Source organism: Vibrio sp. 10N.261.54.A5 (assembly GCF_041471145.1).
Lineage (GTDB): Bacteria > Pseudomonadota > Gammaproteobacteria > Enterobacterales > Vibrionaceae > Vibrio > Vibrio crassostreae_C.
The window spans coordinates 81,263-97,385 of sequence record NZ_JBFRNU010000019.1 but is presented as its reverse complement, the minus strand read 5'-3'; the positions used below and the strand labels follow the sequence as shown (position 1 = coordinate 97,385).

13 protein-coding genes are annotated in these 16,123 nt (G+C 44.4%); 5 read left to right on the top strand and 8 right to left on the bottom strand.

Annotated elements, in window-relative coordinates; all coding sequences use genetic code 11:
• Positions 1-553 precede the first annotated feature (553 nt).
• Together nhaB and dsbB are read left to right on the top strand one after the other, a co-directional pair.
• The gene (gene nhaB / locus AB4329_RS05490; RefSeq protein WP_048610560.1) at positions 554-2,146 is read left to right on the top strand and encodes a Na(+)/H(+) antiporter NhaB; all 1,593 of its coding nucleotides are present in this window, start codon (positions 554-556) and stop codon (positions 2,144-2,146) included.
• A 146-nt stretch (positions 2,147-2,292) separates the two neighbouring features.
• Positions 2,293-2,802: a disulfide bond formation protein DsbB gene (dsbB, locus tag AB4329_RS05485; RefSeq protein ID WP_372137790.1), complete on the top strand. Its 510-nt coding sequence runs from the start codon at positions 2,293-2,295 to the stop codon at positions 2,800-2,802.
• Between the two features lie 107 nt (positions 2,803-2,909).
• On the opposite strand, the gene AB4329_RS05480 is transcribed toward dsbB, so the two are convergent.
• Entirely contained in the window at positions 2,910-3,530 is a 621-nt protein-coding gene (locus tag AB4329_RS05480) for a YecA family protein (RefSeq protein WP_048659727.1), read from the bottom strand.
• Positions 3,531-3,708: 178 nt separating this feature from the next.
• On the opposite strand from AB4329_RS05480, the gene dusC reads away from it, so the two are divergent.
• Positions 3,709-4,665, top strand: a complete 957-nt coding sequence (dusC, locus tag AB4329_RS05475; RefSeq protein WP_048662073.1) for a tRNA dihydrouridine(16) synthase DusC — start codon at positions 3,709-3,711, stop codon at positions 4,663-4,665.
• Positions 4,666-4,695: 30 nt separating this feature from the next.
• On the opposite strand, the gene AB4329_RS05470 is transcribed toward dusC, so the two are convergent.
• The 3 genes from AB4329_RS05470 to yfbV form a co-directional block, all read right to left on the bottom strand.
• Positions 4,696-6,162 carry a GGDEF domain-containing protein gene (locus tag AB4329_RS05470; RefSeq protein ID WP_372137783.1) on the bottom strand — a complete coding sequence of 489 codons (1,467 nt, stop codon included), beginning with the start codon at positions 6,160-6,162 and terminating at the stop codon, positions 4,696-4,698.
• Positions 6,163-6,413: 251 nt separating this feature from the next.
• Positions 6,414-7,379 (bottom strand): ABC transporter substrate-binding protein, encoded by a 966-nt coding sequence (locus AB4329_RS05465; protein WP_017062167.1) that lies wholly within the window; start codon positions 7,377-7,379, stop codon positions 6,414-6,416.
• Between the two features lie 302 nt (positions 7,380-7,681).
• Entirely contained in the window at positions 7,682-8,134 is a 453-nt protein-coding gene (yfbV, locus tag AB4329_RS05460; RefSeq protein ID WP_017062168.1) for a terminus macrodomain insulation protein YfbV, read from the bottom strand.
• Between the two features lie 341 nt (positions 8,135-8,475).
• Between yfbV and AB4329_RS05455 the strand changes: the two genes are divergently transcribed.
• Positions 8,476-9,672, top strand: coding sequence for an acetate kinase (locus AB4329_RS05455; protein ID WP_017062169.1), 1,197 nt, complete (start codon positions 8,476-8,478; stop codon positions 9,670-9,672).
• A gap of 147 nt (positions 9,673-9,819) precedes the next feature.
• Positions 9,820-11,985, top strand: a complete 2,166-nt coding sequence (gene pta, locus AB4329_RS05450; RefSeq protein WP_017062170.1) for a phosphate acetyltransferase — start codon at positions 9,820-9,822, stop codon at positions 11,983-11,985.
• An 82-nt stretch (positions 11,986-12,067) separates the two neighbouring features.
• Here pta and AB4329_RS05445 read toward each other — a convergent pair whose 3' ends face one another.
• From AB4329_RS05445 to oppC, 4 genes are all read right to left on the bottom strand, one after another.
• On the bottom strand, positions 12,068-13,006 hold the full coding sequence (locus AB4329_RS05445) for a glutathione S-transferase family protein (protein ID WP_372137782.1): 939 nt from the start codon (positions 13,004-13,006) through the stop codon (positions 12,068-12,070).
• Positions 13,007-13,211: 205 nt separating this feature from the next.
• Positions 13,212-14,198 (bottom strand): murein tripeptide/oligopeptide ABC transporter ATP binding protein OppF, encoded by a 987-nt coding sequence (oppF, locus tag AB4329_RS05440; protein WP_017062172.1) that lies wholly within the window; start codon positions 14,196-14,198, stop codon positions 13,212-13,214.
• Positions 14,195-15,166, bottom strand: a complete 972-nt coding sequence (locus AB4329_RS05435) for an ABC transporter ATP-binding protein (protein ID WP_012603544.1) — start codon at positions 15,164-15,166, stop codon at positions 14,195-14,197. Before AB4329_RS05435 ends, oppF begins: the two co-directional genes overlap by 4 nt.
• Before the next feature lie 42 nt (positions 15,167-15,208).
• Positions 15,209-16,111 (bottom strand): oligopeptide ABC transporter permease OppC, encoded by a 903-nt coding sequence (gene oppC, locus AB4329_RS05430; protein WP_017062173.1) that lies wholly within the window; start codon positions 16,109-16,111, stop codon positions 15,209-15,211.
• Between the last annotated feature and the right edge of the window lie 12 nt (positions 16,112-16,123).

Here is a 16,123-nt window from a genome sequence, read left to right as displayed (position 1 = left end):
TACTCACCCTAAATACCATTAGAGTTATAACTCTAAAGTTCAGCACACGTTTGCACCTCAGGTTTGTAAAGCAAGCGACTCTAAACCACCATTTCAACAAACCGTTAACACAACAAATTTTCTTTAAAATCAATGAGATTGGTCATACTTTTAAAGCTATTAATTTGCAATATTAAGTTGTAATAATCATATATAAGTCGTCGTTATTCTGTAATTTTCAATCATTTCGCTGAAATATTGATTCTAGTCGGTTTTTATCACATTTTAAGTGGTATGCTTGCGCTACTTTGATCGCGTTTCTCAACAAAAAAGAGGTATTTTTAGTGCTACAGGGCTTTTCCTGTTGACTAAATGTTATCTAAGAGTAGAGTTGCGCTCAAAAATAAGCAGTGCTTGAGTTTCTAAGGGAGTGACTTGGCAAGACCACAGAACATTACATGGAATGTAGTTTTTCTAAGTCACTGTTAGTTATAGTTTTTAACAATTTCTATAGCTCGATTCTCAAAATGTTGTATTGCTTGTCTATTCATAATCAACATAAAAGAGTATTAACATGCCGATGTCTCTCGGAAACGCTTTTATCAAGAACTTCCTTGGTAAAGCTCCTGATTGGTATAAACTTGCCATCATTTCCTTTTTAATCATCAACCCGTTTGTTTTCTTCCTAGTTGACCCATTTGTTGCGGGCTGGCTATTGGTGGTTGAGTTTATTTTCACTCTAGCTATGGCTCTCAAATGCTACCCACTTCAACCGGGTGGTCTATTAGCTATTCAAGCAGTCGCCATTGGCATGACCAAACCAGAAATGGTTTATCACGAGCTGCAAGCAAACCTTCCTGTATTACTCTTGCTCGTATTCATGGTTGCTGGCATTTACTTCATGAAAGAACTGCTTTTGTTCATTTTCACGAAGATCTTGCTTGGCATCCAATCTAAAATTTTACTCTCTGTTGCCTTCTGTGTTGCTGCCGCTTTCTTATCAGCATTCCTAGATGCACTAACAGTAATCGCCGTAGTTATTAGCGTTGCGGTCGGCTTCTACTCTATCTACCACAAGGTTGCATCAGGCAAGGGCACAACGTCTTCGCACGATCATACTCATGATGAAGAGATCTCAGAGCTAACTCGTGATGACCTAGAAAACTACCGTGCTTTCCTACGTTCACTGCTAATGCACGCTGGTGTGGGTACAGCACTAGGTGGTGTAATGACCATGGTAGGTGAACCACAAAACTTGGTAATTGCTAAGCAAGCAGGTTGGGAGTTCGGTGAATTTATCATCCGTATGCTGCCAGTAACACTACCTGTTTTCTTCTGCGGTATTTTAACTTGTGCACTTGTCGAGAAATTCAAAGTGTTTGGTTACGGTGCTGAGCTGCCAATGAATGTTCGCCAAATCTTGGTTGAGTTTGACAACAAAGAACGTGCAAACCGCACCAAGCAAGACGTAGCAAAACTATGGGTTCAAAGTGCAATCGCAGTTTGGCTGATTGTTGGCCTTGCGCTTCACGTCGCTGAAGTGGGTTTGATTGGCCTTTCAGTGATCATCTTGGCAACGGCATTTACTGGTGTAATTGAAGAGCACTCGATGGGTAAAGCCTTTGAAGAAGCACTGCCATTTACTGCACTTCTTGCTGTCTTTTTCGCTGTCGTTGCGGTAATCATTGATCAAGGGCTATTTAAGCCAGTGATCGATGCAGTACTTCACGTTGAAGATAAAGGCGCACAGCTTGCACTCTTCTATGTGGCCAACGGTATTCTATCGATGGTTTCAGATAACGTGTTCGTCGGTACGGTTTACATTAATGAAGTGAAAACTGCACTGGTTGAAGGCATCATCACTCGTGACCAGTTCGACCTACTTGCTGTTGCTATCAACACAGGTACTAACCTACCTTCTGTTGCAACGCCAAACGGCCAGGCTGCATTCCTATTCTTATTAACATCAGCACTTGCTCCGTTAATTCGATTGTCTTACGGCCGCATGGTTATCATGGCGTTGCCATACACCATCGTATTGGCACTTGTTGGCCTAGCAGGCATTGTGTTCTTCGTAGAGCCAATGACAGCATGGTTCTATGATGCAGGTTGGATCATTCAGCGCACTGGTGAAGCTGTTGCTCCAGTTGTCTCTGGTGGTCACTAATCCAGCTTTGTGTTGTAAAGCACAATAAGTGTATCTAACTAATCAAAAATATTAGTTGATTAGGAAACTTATCCAAGATAAAAAGCTCTGAGTAATCAGGGCTTTTTCATTTTATAGACGGGATTAAATTCGTGAACTTTTTTGCAATGCTTAAAGACTTCTCTAAGGGACGTTTATCTTGGCTTTTACTGCTGGCTTTTATTGTCTTTTTTGAGGCATGTGCTCTCTTCTTTCAACACGTGATGATGCTTGGCCCTTGCGTAATGTGCATCTATGAGCGCGTTGCGATGCTTGCTATCGGTGTTGCAGCCATGATTGGTGCTATTTCCCCGAATAACCCAATATCACGTTGGTTAGGCCTTGCTGGCTGGGGATTTGGCGCATACAAAGGTTTGACGCTGGCTTTAGAGCACGTTGACTACCAGTTTAATCCGTCTCCTTTTGCTACTTGTGACCTGTTCGTGACCTTCCCAAGTTGGGCACCTTTAAACCAATGGGCTCCGTGGATGTTTGAAGCTTACGGCGACTGTAGCAAGGTTGTGTGGCAGTTCTTAGAACTTTCGATGCCACAATGGCTTGTGATTATCTTCGCGGGTAACTTAGTTGCTTTCGGTTTTGTAGCGCTTTCTCAATTCGTTAAATCAAAAAATGACTAACAATTAGCTCATCATCTTCAGAAACAAAAAAGTCGACCCAAAGGTCGACTTTTTATTACTTAAACTTTTTATCACTTAAAGAAAGTCTGTTACTCAACAAGCCGTAATTAGCTGTTTTTACCACAGCATTGTTTAAACTTCTTGCCGCTTTCACAAGGACAAAGGTCGTTTCGACCAATATCTTTAAACGGGTTCACGCTCTGGGACTTATTGCCCAACATAGCTTCATCCGCTGCCATTGCCACTTCTGAGATCATCAGATCGACCTGGCCCACTAAATCAGCAAGCGATGGTGGGTTTTGAAGCCCAGCCGCAACCATTTGTTGTTGAGTTTGCTCTTCATCAATCGCGAGCATTAATGTAGTCAGCAGAGCTTGCAGCATGCGCAGAGTGCCGTCCGCAACCGTAATGCTTTGCCACTGCTCTTCCACTGTCGGCCAAACCATCATAAAACCTTCCGCAAAATCTGCGAACTGCTCATTGAAGTCGCCTTCTGCAAACACATCAGTCAGTAAGTATTCACTACGCTGAATCAGATTGTGCTGGCGGTTAATCTGTTCCGTCACTAATGTTACAAGCTCTTTGCCCGCTTCAGGTGCTACGATAGCAATCCATTCTTCAGGATCGAGTGGCTTGGTCGCTAAGTTAGACGCAAGGATTGCACCTTCAATAAACTGCGGCGTAATGTCTGAAATAGATTCTGGTAGGCTTAATAATTGGTATGTCATGAAAGCTCTGGATATTTGGGCATTTTCGATATTATAACGCCATACTCTCCAAGATGTCGCTATTAAGAGACGAAACCATCATTAAGGTAGACACACCACACTCATAGTGACAATCCTGTAAGCAAACCGTACAATCACGCCTCGATTTTTTCGGTTCACTCAGTTTAGGTAAAGCAACATGCGCGTAATACTTGGCCCTATGGAGGGCGTTCTAGACCACCTAATGCGTGAAATTCTCACAGAGATAAATGATTACGATCTCTGTGTGACAGAGTTTGTGCGCGTCGTGGATCAACTTCTTCCTCCGCATGTGTTCCACCGTATTTGCCCAGAGCTGCACCAAGGTTCTCAGACCATGGCTGGTGTGCCAATCCATCTTCAACTTCTAGGTCAACACCCAAATTGGATGGCCGAGAATGCTTTTCAAGCTGCTAGCTTAGGCGCTAAAGGCATCGATCTTAATTTTGGTTGCCCAGCAAAGGCGGTAAACAAAAGTAATGGTGGCGCTTCATTGCTAAAAGAACCAGAACTCATCTATCAAGTGGTGAAATCTTGTCGAGAAGCTGTACCTGCACACATTCCTGTATCCGCAAAGATCCGATTAGGTTGGGAGCATCCGGAAGAGTGCTTTGAGATTGTCGATGCCATCGAACAAGCTAAAGCTGACGAACTCACCGTGCACGCAAGAACCAAAGTTGGCGGTTATAAAGCCAGCGAAATTAAATGGGATTACATCAATAAAATAAGAGAGAAAACATCTCTGCCATTGATTGCTAACGGGGAAATCTGGAACTATCAAGATGGTCAAGATTGCATAGAAGCAACAGGCGTCGATTCATTGATGGTCTGCCGTGGTGCTTTCAATATTCCAAACCTTGGTAACGTCGTTAAGCACAACCACCAGAAAATGCCGTGGGATAAAGTCATTGAACTTTTGCTGCGCTATTCAGAGTTTCAAATTAAAGGGGACAAAGGTATGTACTACCCCAATAGAGTGAAGCAGTGGTTTGTTTATTTAAGTAAAGGCTACCCTGAAGCGAACGAACTATTTAAAGAAATTCGCACTTTCAAGAAGGCGCCGCCGATTGTAGAACGTCTTCAACGTTATCAAGAAGAACGCCGTCAACCTGTTTAAGACGAAGCACTTAATGATTTAACAACGTGGCTAAAATTCGAGACGATCTTTACCCGTCGTCTTAGCCACGTACAGCTTTTCATCGGCGTACTTAAATATCTCATCGAAGTTAAGCTTACTTTGCTCAGTTTCAACAATGCAGACACCGCCAGATACCGTAAATCCATTTGGAATAATGTCGGCTGAAGTGGAACAAATCGCATTCTTCACCCGCTCTAAAGTTCTCATCAAAGTTTCACGATCTTCGCCTCTCATATAAACGACAAACTCTTCACCGCCAAATCGTGCTGCTACGTCACTGCTTCGTACACTGTTACCTATCTGACGTGACATATAACGAATCACATCATCACCCTTGTCGTGGCCGTAGGTGTCGTTAATTGACTTAAAATCATCGATATCAAATACAGTTAAGGCAAACAATTGATCGTGCTCTACGCTGCGCCAGAATGCTTCTAAGCCGCGACGATTCAATAAACCTGTCATTGGGTCTTTGGCCGCGAGATCTTTGAAGTAACCACGTTCAATATTGGAATTGACGTAGAAAAAGATAGTTACAGAGAACAGATAGACAATGATGGCAACAATAAGACTGTCTTTCTCATAAACGAAAAAGTGCTCAACCTCTTTCTCGATGTCTAACTCGTAATACATCGCATGGTGAGACGCGACACCATCTAGTTTGATCTCATGGTAGAAAGCTGCAGAATCTATCGGGGTAGCTAAAGTGGTGTCAATAATATCGATCCGACCTGCTAGATGTTGGTTCGAATTAGCAAGCAGCCTGCCAACATTAATATCCACCGACAGCATCCCTTGGTGAACGCCTTTATGGAATACAGGGATCGTCATACTAATTATACGGTCAAGGGAATCAAAACGATAACCAGGGCCTGAAAGGGTGAGTTGGTCAGGGTTGTTGGCTGTTTTCTGCCAGTAAGGACGACTCTTTATAGTCGAGAGCAGCTCTTTGCTCAGCCCTTTGGCAAAATCTTCTGGTGAAGAGATCACATAGCCGCTCGTATCAATAAAGTGCACGCCGTCATGGTATTCATCAAGCTGGGATAAAAATGAAAGAATAGGAGCTAACGCTATTTTTTCTGACGCGCTCTTATAACTATCACTGCTTTCAGAACAAAGAGACTCTTGACCGATTAGCATATAGTCGATATCGACAGAAGGAATGTCTGAAGTTTTACCATCTGCGAGGAGTAACACATCAATAGGCCAGATTTGGCAAAGCCCATCCACAACATGTTTGTTGTGATCAAGAAAGAGAGGGTTTCCTGATTTATAATAGTTGGAGAAGCTGTAGTCTAGGGCTGTCGCCACTTTTGTGGTTCTTTTGAACACATCTTCAATACGATGAAACTCACTACTGATATCTTTTTCTACCGCGTCAAAATGATTCTTTCCTATTAGGCCAAGTAACATCGCGGCGATCACAGCGGGAAACCCGAAAACAAAGGTTAGGCTAAAGTGCCTATTTACTTTCATATAATGTGCTCTTAGCGTTCAGCTATTTTCATTTTCCCCATTAATATTATTACATTAATCGGCAATTCGCTCGACGTAAAATAATGTAAATTGATATTAACGACACACCTAACGGTCAAATAACCGCTTACAAATGAATAAAATAGAGAAGCGCCAACATATAGAGCAGGTGAGTTTGTTATCTGAGCCCATTTCAATGCTGTTAATAATATGACTTATGGCCTATTAGCTCACCTAACACCAAACTCAATTCACCGGCTAATGACCGCACGCTCAATCACAGATTGAGGCACTGTCACGCCAAGCTCACGAGCAGCATCTAGGTTGACCACCAGCTGAGAGCTCTGCGCAGTTTTGACACTCAACTTCCCGGGCTTCTGTCCTTCCAGAATGGCTGCGACATAATCCGCGGTCTGAACCCCAACATCATAATAATCTAGACCTAAACCAGCAATCGCTCCCTTTCCGACATAAGATGTGGCGCCTGCGACGACTGGCGTATCTGCATGGTTAGCCGCTTTGATAAGACCCTCCATGCCGCTTGCAACCGTATTATCGGTCAAGGCATAGATAACATCGGACTTCTTAGCAATGGATTCTGCTTTTGCTTCGACATCGTCAACAGTCAGCGCTTTTTCGGTGTGAAGTGTATAACCGAAATCTCGAGTTGCCTTTCTCAATAACCCAACTAACGCAACGGCATTTGCTTCTGCTGGGTTGTAAACTACACCGATTGAATTAGCTTCAGGGAGCAGTTCTTTGATTAATGACACATGCTGAGTGATCGGAGATAAGTCAGAAAGCCCCGTGACATTACGCCCCGGCTTTTCTAATTGTTTAACGAGCCTAGCGCCGATAGGATCCGTAACCGCGGTAAACACGATAGGAATCGAGCGAGTCGCCGACACTAAGGCTTGTGAAGTCGGTGTCGCGATACCAACAAGTACATGTGGATTTTCACTGACGAGCTCTCTGGCAATCTTGGCTGCCTGAGCCGGGTTACCATTCGCCATTTCATAGGAGAATTCTAAGTTCTTACCGGGTTCATAACCATTGGCTCTCAATCCTTCAAGAAGCCCTAAACGTGTCGCATTCAAATCGGGATGGTCAACAACTTGTGAAACCGACACTTTGGCAACGTTTGCCATTGCATTGCCAGTCCATAGCAACATCAAGCAACTTAAAACCGCTGCCAATACCTTTCTTACAGAACTCATTATCGCTCCCTGAATCAAGCTCTACCCGTCATTACTCGCTCAAAGAGAACAACATCAAAATCACTATTGGCATTATTACCAGTAACCATTGATAACTTGAAGTGATATTTAACAAAAATACAACAAGGCTCGAGTTATGTGAGAAAGGTTATATTGACTTCGGAGGAAGGTAAGAAACCAAGTGAATAAGGACAGGTAAGCTAAACGGAAAGTAAGCGAGGTAACAAAAAGAGGAGCAAATCTGAGAACAAGCTATAGAAGATGAATAGTTGTTCTCAGACAAGAGGGAGAGCTGGGATTCTTTAGAACCAACGCTCCATTGAGGATTTATCTAACTGACGAAAGGCACGATTTAAAATGATTGCCAATTCTTTATAGCGAGGGCGCGGCTTCATAGGCTCTAACGCAAAACCCGTTTCAGTGATCTTTTCATGCAGTTCGCGGTACCAGGATACTAGCGCCGGCGGAAGTTGTGTATTTGAGCGATTGCCCAACCACCACATACCTTGAAGCGGCAAGCTGATCGCAAACAAAGCCATAACCACAGCCTGTGGCATCGCTTGGTAATTATTAAAGACCATTTGTGTAAGAACACTGATAGCGGCAATCGCAGGCATCACTTTCACGCCAAAGCGGGTCGCTTTAATAATGCGTTGTTCTGGGAAGATCGCGTTTAACTCTTTTCGGACGGGCCAGAGATCCATGTACTTTTGGCCATCTTTTAAACTACTAGCTAAACCAACTCTATTGCTCATATGAGTCTCCCATTAAAAAAAAGTTGAAATCATCAACTAAAAACACAAAAATTTGACGAAAAATAATATTCTTTCAAATTTTTTTGTTATATTTGCACAATATCGCTATTATTTGCAGACCTCAATCTCATTGTTGCCCTTATTTACAATTTAAGCAACTTTGAGAAGACTTCTGCAAGGAATGCACAAGCCTCTTTTTGATAAAGAGCGCTTTCACTTTATACGGAAATTAACGTTTTTTTGACCAAGGTTAGTACGCAAGCCTATGTGCTTCGACTATTCTTGAGATTAATTTTCATCCTTAACTGATTTCGATCAGAAAAATAAACAGGTAGTCATTAATGTCTAAGCTAGTTTTAGTTTTAAACTGTGGTAGTTCTTCTCTTAAATTCGCTGTTGTTGATGCAGAAACAGGTGCAGAGCACCTAACTGGTCTTGCTGAGTGTCTAGGTCTTCCAGAAGCTCGTATGAAGTGGAAACTTGATGGCAAGCATGAAGCACAACTAGGCGCGGGCGCAGCTCACGTAGAAGCACTATCTTTCATGGTAGAAACTATTCTTGCTTCTAAGCCTGAGCTTAAAGCTAACCTTGGCGCTATCGGTCACCGTATCGTACACGGTGGCGAGCAGTTCACTTCTTCTGCACTTATCACTGATGAAGTTCTTAAGGGTATTCAAGACGCTGCGACTTTCGCACCTCTTCACAACCCTGCTCACCTTATCGGTATCGAAGCGGCTCAACAGAACTTCCCTGGTCTACAAAACGTTGCTGTTTTTGACACTGCGTTCCACCAAACAATGCCTTCTGAGTCTTACCTATACGCTCTACCGTACAACCTGTACAAAGAGCACGGCATCCGTCGTTACGGCATGCACGGTACTTCTCACCTATTCATCACTCGTGAAGTTGCAGGCCTACTAAACAAGCCAGTTGAAGAAGTTAACATCATCAACTGTCACCTAGGTAACGGCGCTTCTGTATGTGCAATCAAGAACGGTAAATCTGTAGACACTTCTATGGGTCTTACTCCTCTTGAAGGTCTTGTAATGGGTACTCGTTGTGGTGACCTAGACCCTGCAATCATCTTCCACCTACACGACGCACTTGGTTACTCTGTTGAAGAAATCAACAACATGCTAACTAAAGAGTCTGGTCTTGCTGGTCTAACTGAAGTGACTTCTGACTGTCGTTTCGTTGAAGACAACTACGGTGAGAAAGAAGAAGCAACTCGTGCAATGGACGTGTTCTGTCACCGTCTAGCTAAGTACGTAGCTGGTTACACTGCAACTCTAGAAGGTCGTCTAGACGCAATCACTTTCACTGGCGGCATCGGCGAGAACTCAGGCCCAATCCGTGAAATGGTTCTTAACCGCCTAGGCATCTTCGGTATCGAAGTTGACGGTGAAGCTAACCTTAAAGCTCGTTTCGGCGGCGAAGGTACTATCACTACAGCTAACAGCCGTATCCCTGCAATGGTTATCTCTACTAACGAAGAGCTAGTAATTGCTGAAGACACTGCGAAACTAGCAGGTCTTTAATTGATTTTCCTGACTAGCTTCATTCGAAGCTAGTCAGTTTTTCATATCAAGAAAATGGGGCTCAACTTCTATTCCTACCCCAATTTAAATATCGGTGGGAATAGCAGTTGAGCTTTTTTTATTTCCAATAGTCAAAGGTGTTCGTCAATGTCACGTACTATTATGCTTATCCCTACAAGCGCTGGTGTTGGTCTTACTAGTGTTAGCATGGGTGTTCTTCGCGCTATGGAGCGTAAGGGCGTAAGTGTTTCTTTCTACAAGCCAATCGCTCAGCCTCGCAGCGGTGGTAACCAACCAGATCTAACGTCTACTATCATCAGCGCAAACAGCGACATTAAGATTGGTGAGCCAATCGCAATGACTAAAGCTGAAGCTTTGATCGGTAGCGAAAAAATGGACGAGCTTCTTGAGTCTGTTGTTGAGCAATACAACAAGATCAACAAAGACGCAGAAGTTACGCTAATCGAAGGTCTAGTACCTACTCGTAAGCACCCATTTGCTAACCAAGTGAACGCGGAAATCGCAAAAACACTTGGCGCGGAGATCGTATTCGTTGCGACTCCTGGTACTGACAACCCTACGCAGCTTAAAGAGCGTATAGAAGTAGCATGTTCTAACTTCGGCGGTACTAAGAACAAAAACATCAAAGGCGTAATCATCAACAAGCTTAACGCTCCTGTTGATGAGGCTGGCCGTACTCGCCCTGACCTATCTGAAATCTTTGATGATGCAGACAGCGCTCAGCAAGCGAACCTTGAAGTAATGCAAATCTTCAACTCTAGCCCTATCCGTGTTCTTGGCTGCGTGCCATGGAGCATCGATCTAATCGCAACTCGTGCGGTTGATATGGCTAAGCACCTTAACGCTGAAATCGTTAACGAAGGTGAAATCTCAACTCGTCGTATTAAGAGCATCACTTTCTGTGCACGTTCTCTACCGCACATGATTGAGCACTTCAAACCAGGCTCACTGCTAGTAACTTCTGCAGACCGTCCTGACGTTATCGTTGCTGCGGCTCTTGCTGCGAAAAACGGTGTTGAGATTGGCGCAATCCTGCTTACTGGCGGTTACGACATTCCAGAAAGCATTGCTAACCTTTGTGCACCAGCATTCGCTTCAGGTCTACCGATCTTCAAGGCTCAAGGTAACACTTGGCAGACATCTCTAAACCTACAGAGCTTCAACCTAGAAGTTCCTGCAGACGATAAAGAGCGTATCGAGTTCGTTAACGATCACGTTGCAAGCCACATTGATGGCCCTTGGATTGATTCTCTATCTGAAGGTACTCAAGGCATCCGTCGTCTAAGCCCACCAGCATTCCGTTACCAGCTAACTGAATTTGCTCGTAAAGCGGCTAAGCGCATCGTTCTTCCTGAAGGTGATGAGCCACGTACAGTTAAAGCTGCGGCTATCTGTGCTGAGCGCGGTATCGCAACGTGTGTACTTCTAGGTAACCCTGAAGAAATCCGTCGCGTTGCAGCGCAGCAAGGTGTTGAGCTTGGCGCTGGCGTTGAGATCATCGATTCTGCATCAGTTCGCGAAAACTACGTAGCTCGTCTAGTAGAACTTCGTGGCGCTAAAGGTATGACTGAAGTTGTTGCTCGTGAGAAGCTAGAAGATTCAGTATTCCTAGGTACTATGATGCTTGAAGCTGGCGAAGTTGACGGCCTAGTTTCTGGTGCTGTTCACACAACGGCGAACACTATCGTTCCTCCGTTCCAGATCATCAAGACTGCTCCTGATGCTTCTATCGTATCTTCGATCTTCTTCATGCTTCTGCCTGATCAAGTTCTTGTATACGGTGACTGTGCGATCAACCCAGATCCAACAGCTGAACAGCTTGCTGAAATCGCTATCCAATCTGCAGATTCTGCTGCGGCATTCGGTATCGACCCACGCGTTGCTATGATCTCTTACTCTACTGGTGAATCTGGTAAGGGTGCAGACGTAGATAAAGTACGTGAAGCAACGAAACTTGCTCAAGAGAAGCGTCCTGATCTAGTGATCGACGGTCCTCTACAGTACGATGCAGCAATCATGGAAAACGTAGCCGCTTCTAAAGCGCCTAACTCTCCAGTTGCAGGTAAAGCGACAGTATTCGTATTCCCAGACTTAAACACGGGTAACACGACTTACAAAGCTGTACAGCGTTCAGCAGATCTAGTATCTATCGGTCCAATGCTTCAAGGTATGCGCAAGCCAGTAAATGACTTGTCTCGTGGCGCTCTAGTAGACGATATCGTTTACACAGTAGCTCTAACGGCTATCCAAGCAGACCAAGCTGCGCAAGCTGAAGAAAAAGTAGTTAACTAATTTTCTTTTTCAGAAAGCAAAAACCCTAGATGTTTATCTAGGGTTTTTTTACGCCTGAAGAAAAGCGGATTAATTAATGATTCTAACCACGTCCGTGAGGCGAATCTAAATCCAGATCAGGCCCTTTAGGCACCACTTGAGTCGGGTTGATGCCCGTATGGCTGTAATAGTAGTGGCGCTTGATGTGGTAGAAATCCGTAGTCTCTTTAATACCCTCTATTTGATAGAGCTCTTTTAGATAACCTTGGATATGTTTGTAATCCGCAATTCGTTGCTTGTTACACTTGAAGTGACCCACATAAACCGCATCAAATCGAACCAGAGTGGTAAACAAGCGCCAATCCGCTTCTGTAATCTCGTTACCCGCCAAATAGCGATGTTCGCTAAGGTGCGCATCTACTTTGTCTAAGGCTTCAAACAAGGTGTCATACGCTTCTTCGTAGGCTTCTTGTGTTGTCGCAAAGCCGGTTCGGTATACGCCGTTGTTGATGTTTGGGTAGATATAATCATTCCACTCATCAATCTTCTTGGACAACTCCCACGGGTAGTAATCATCGGTGTTACCCGTTAGCTCGTTAAACTCTGAGTTAAACATGCGAATGATTTCAGACGACTCGTTACTCACAATGGTGTTGGTTTTCTTATCCCATAAAACAGGAACCGTGACTCGACCTGAATAGTCCGGTTTGCCTTGGGTGTAGATTTGGTGCATGCGGGTATGGCCAAATAGAGGTTCAGGTAACCCCATTTGCCAACCTTCACTCATCATGTCTGGGCAAACAACCGTCACGTCAATGTGATCGGTTAGGTCTTTCAGCTCGCGGAAGATAAGGGTTCGGTGCGCCCAAGGGCAAGCCAACGATACGTATAAGTGATAACGGCCGCTTTCCGGCTCAAACTGCGCGCCCGGTTTGTTCTCTACCCAATGACGAAAGCCCGCATCTTCACGAACAAACTTACCACCGCTTTCTTTCGTGTCGTACCACACATCATGCCAAACACCTTCAACTAATTTGCCCATATCCAAACCTCTGTGATGCTAACTTTTCTCTAGTATAAAAAAAGCCAACTTTTTCAAAACTAGAAGAAGTTGGCTTAGTTGTTCGAATTATTTGATGAAGCTGTTGAGCAAAATATAGGAACTAGGTCTGCAGTACAAAAAAAGCGCGACTCTAAAAACTAGTCGCGCTTAAGCCTGTCACAGGCTGAACCGTTTTAAATTGGCCCTAGACTTGTACGTGCAAGCAAGATACTGCGTGCACATCATCGCCTTGAATCGTTGGCTTAGTTTGCGCACACGCTTCTGTCGCTTGTGGACAACGAGTACGGAAAACACATCCTGATGGTGGGTTGATTGGCGATGGTAGGTCACCTTCCAGCATCTGGATAGTTTTACTACGCTCTAAGCGAGGATCTGGAATAGGAACCGCAGACATCAACGCCTTGGTGTACGGGTGCTTTGGATCAGAGAATAGTGCATCTGACTCACCCAGCTCAACCGCATTACCTAGGTACATTACCAATACACGGTCTGAGATGTGCTTAACCACTGACAAATCGTGCGCGATAAATACCAGCGAAAGACCTAGCTCTTTTTGCAGTTCTTTCAAAAGGTTAACAACTTGAGCTTGGATAGATACGTCAAGTGCCGAAACAGGTTCGTCACAAATGATCATCTTAGGTTTCAAGATAAGTGCACGTGCAATACCAATACGCTGACACTGACCACCAGAGAATTCATGTGGGTAACGGTTGATTACGTTTGGTAGTAGACCAACCTTTGCCATCATCTCTTTAACTCTGTCCTTCACTTCTTGTTTAGAAAGTTCAGGGAAGAAAGTCTCTAGAGGCTCAGCAATGATATCGCCTACTGACATACGTGGGTTAAGCGACGCTAGCGGGTCTTGGAAGATCATCTGAATCTCTTTACGAGTCTCACGACGCTTCACTTCCTGCATCTTAGTTAGGTCTTGACCTAACCACATCACTTGACCTTCAGTCGCTTCAACCAAGCCGATAATCGCACGGGCAAAAGTTGATTTACCACAACCAGACTCACCCACTACGCCTAGTGTTTCGCCTTCGTAAAGGTGAACATCAACCCCATCAACCGCTTTAAGGTTTGATGGTTTTGCCCAAGGCCAAGCAGACTTAGCTGCAATGCTAAAGTGAACTTTCAGGTCTTTAATATCTAATAGTAATTCTTTACTCATTTTGTCCAAGTCTCCCAGTCTGAAAAACAAGCACGCTGACGGTCTTTAGCAAATGGCTGCAAAATCGGTGCTTCTTGCTTACAACGGTCCATTACACGGTGACAACGGTCTTGGTAAGGACAACCTGTTGGTAGGCGAAGTAAGTTAGGTGGGTTACCTGGAATCGTCGGTAGAATTTCACCTTCGGTATCCAAACGAGGAATCGCTTTAAGCAGGCCTTCCGCGTATGGGTGGCTTGGCTCGTAGAAGATTTCATCAACCGTGCCGTACTCCATTGTACGACCCGCGTACATCACAAGTACTTTGTCACAAGAACCAGCAACAACACCCAAGTCATGGGTGATCATAATGATTGCTGTATTGAACTCATCTTTTAGTTCGTTCAGCAATTCCATGATTTGCGCTTGAATGGTTACATCCAGTGCCGTTGTTGGTTCATCAGCGATAAGCAATTTAGGACGACACAGCAGTGCCATTGCGATCATCACACGCTGACGCATACCGCCCGAAAACTCGTGCGGGTACATAGTGATACGCTTGCGTGCTTCAGGGATTTTCACCGCTTCAAGCATGCGTACTGATTCTTCAAATGCTTCTGCTTTACCCATGCCTTTATGCAGCATAAGTACTTCCATCAGCTGATCACTTACTTTCATGTAAGGGTTCAGTGAGGTCATTGGATCTTGGAAGATCATCGCGATCTGTTCAGCACGAACCTTGTTCAGTGCTTTTTCAGGCAGGTTGAGAATTTCATTGCCTTCAAACTTTGCACTGCCTGAGATGATGCCGTTCTTAGCCAGCAGCCCCATCAGTGCAAATACCGTTTGTGATTTACCTGAACCCGACTCACCAACAATACCCAGCGTTTCGCCTTGGTTAAGTGAGAAGTTCAAGTCGTTTACTGCGGTTACGATACCATCTTGTGTGGTAAATTCGACGCGCAGATCTTTGACATCTAATAAGCTCATTATTGCTTCCTTAATCTTTTATAGCTTTTAATTGCTATTTCGTTATCTGTCTTTTGGATCAAGCGCGTCGCGCAGACCATCACCTACGTAGTTAAAGCAGAACAGCGTAACTACCATGAATGCCGCAGGGAATGTCAATTGCCAGATTGCAACTTCCATTGTTTGCGAACCTTCTTGAAGCAATGCGCCCCAGCTTGTCATAGGCTCTTGAACACCAAGACCAAGGAAAGATAAGAATGATTCTGTAAGGATCATGCTTGGAATAAGCAACGTAGAGTAAACCGCTACGATACCCAGTACGTTCGGTACGATGTGACGTGTAATGATCTTCCATTTGCTTACACCACATACGTGTGCAGCTTCAATGAACTCTTTACTACGTAGGCTCAACGTTTGACCACGTACAATACGCGCCATATCTAGCCAAGCAATCGCACCAATAGCAACGAAGATTAGGACGATGTTACGACCAAAGAACGTTACCAGTACGATTACTAGGAACATGAATGGCACTGCGTACAAGATCTCTAGGATACGCATCATCACTCGGTCAGTACGACCGCCGATGAAGCCTGAAGCTGCACCGTAAAGCGTACCAATCAGTACCGCTACGAAGGCACCCATCACACCAACCATCAATGAGATGCGGCCACCGACAAGAGTACGAACGTACAAATCACGACCTAAGCTATCGGTACCAAACCAGTGATCCGCATTCGGACCAACGTGCATTGCGTACCAGTCAGTATCATCATAAGTGTACTGAGCCAGCATTGGTAAGAAGATAACTGCCAGTACCATAAGCGTAAGAATGAACAGACTCACCATCGCAGCTTTGTTTCGCATGAAACGAATGCGCGCGTCCTGCCACAAACTACGACCTTCAATCTCTAAGCTCTCAGAGAACTTTTCGATCGCTTCTAAATTTTCTTTTTTCTTCAACATAACCATGCGTCC

Bases quoted from the DNA above. Each gene is read 5' to 3' on its own strand.
- nhaB (WP_048610560.1), top strand. From the start codon at position 554: ATGCCGATGTCTCTCGGAAACGCTTTTATCAAGAACTTCCTTGGTAAA.
- dsbB (WP_372137790.1), top strand. From the start codon at position 2,293: ATGCTTAAAGACTTCTCTAAGGGACGTTTATCTTGGCTTTTACTGCTG.
- AB4329_RS05480 (WP_048659727.1), bottom strand. From the start codon at position 3,530: ATGACATACCAATTATTAAGCCTACCAGAATCTATTTCAGACATTACG.
- dusC (WP_048662073.1), top strand. From the start codon at position 3,709: ATGCGCGTAATACTTGGCCCTATGGAGGGCGTTCTAGACCACCTAATG.
- AB4329_RS05470 (WP_372137783.1), bottom strand. From the start codon at position 6,162: ATGAAAGTAAATAGGCACTTTAGCCTAACCTTTGTTTTCGGGTTTCCC.
- AB4329_RS05465 (WP_017062167.1), bottom strand. From the start codon at position 7,379: ATGAGTTCTGTAAGAAAGGTATTGGCAGCGGTTTTAAGTTGCTTGATG.
- yfbV (WP_017062168.1), bottom strand. From the start codon at position 8,134: ATGAGCAATAGAGTTGGTTTAGCTAGTAGTTTAAAAGATGGCCAAAAG.
- AB4329_RS05455 (WP_017062169.1), top strand. From the start codon at position 8,476: ATGTCTAAGCTAGTTTTAGTTTTAAACTGTGGTAGTTCTTCTCTTAAA.
- pta (WP_017062170.1), top strand. From the start codon at position 9,820: ATGTCACGTACTATTATGCTTATCCCTACAAGCGCTGGTGTTGGTCTT.
- AB4329_RS05445 (WP_372137782.1), bottom strand. From the start codon at position 13,006: ATGGGCAAATTAGTTGAAGGTGTTTGGCATGATGTGTGGTACGACACG.
- oppF (WP_017062172.1), bottom strand. From the start codon at position 14,198: ATGAGTAAAGAATTACTATTAGATATTAAAGACCTGAAAGTTCACTTT.
- AB4329_RS05435 (WP_012603544.1), bottom strand. From the start codon at position 15,166: ATGAGCTTATTAGATGTCAAAGATCTGCGCGTCGAATTTACCACACAA.
- oppC (WP_017062173.1), bottom strand. From the start codon at position 16,111: ATGTTGAAGAAAAAAGAAAATTTAGAAGCGATCGAAAAGTTCTCTGAG.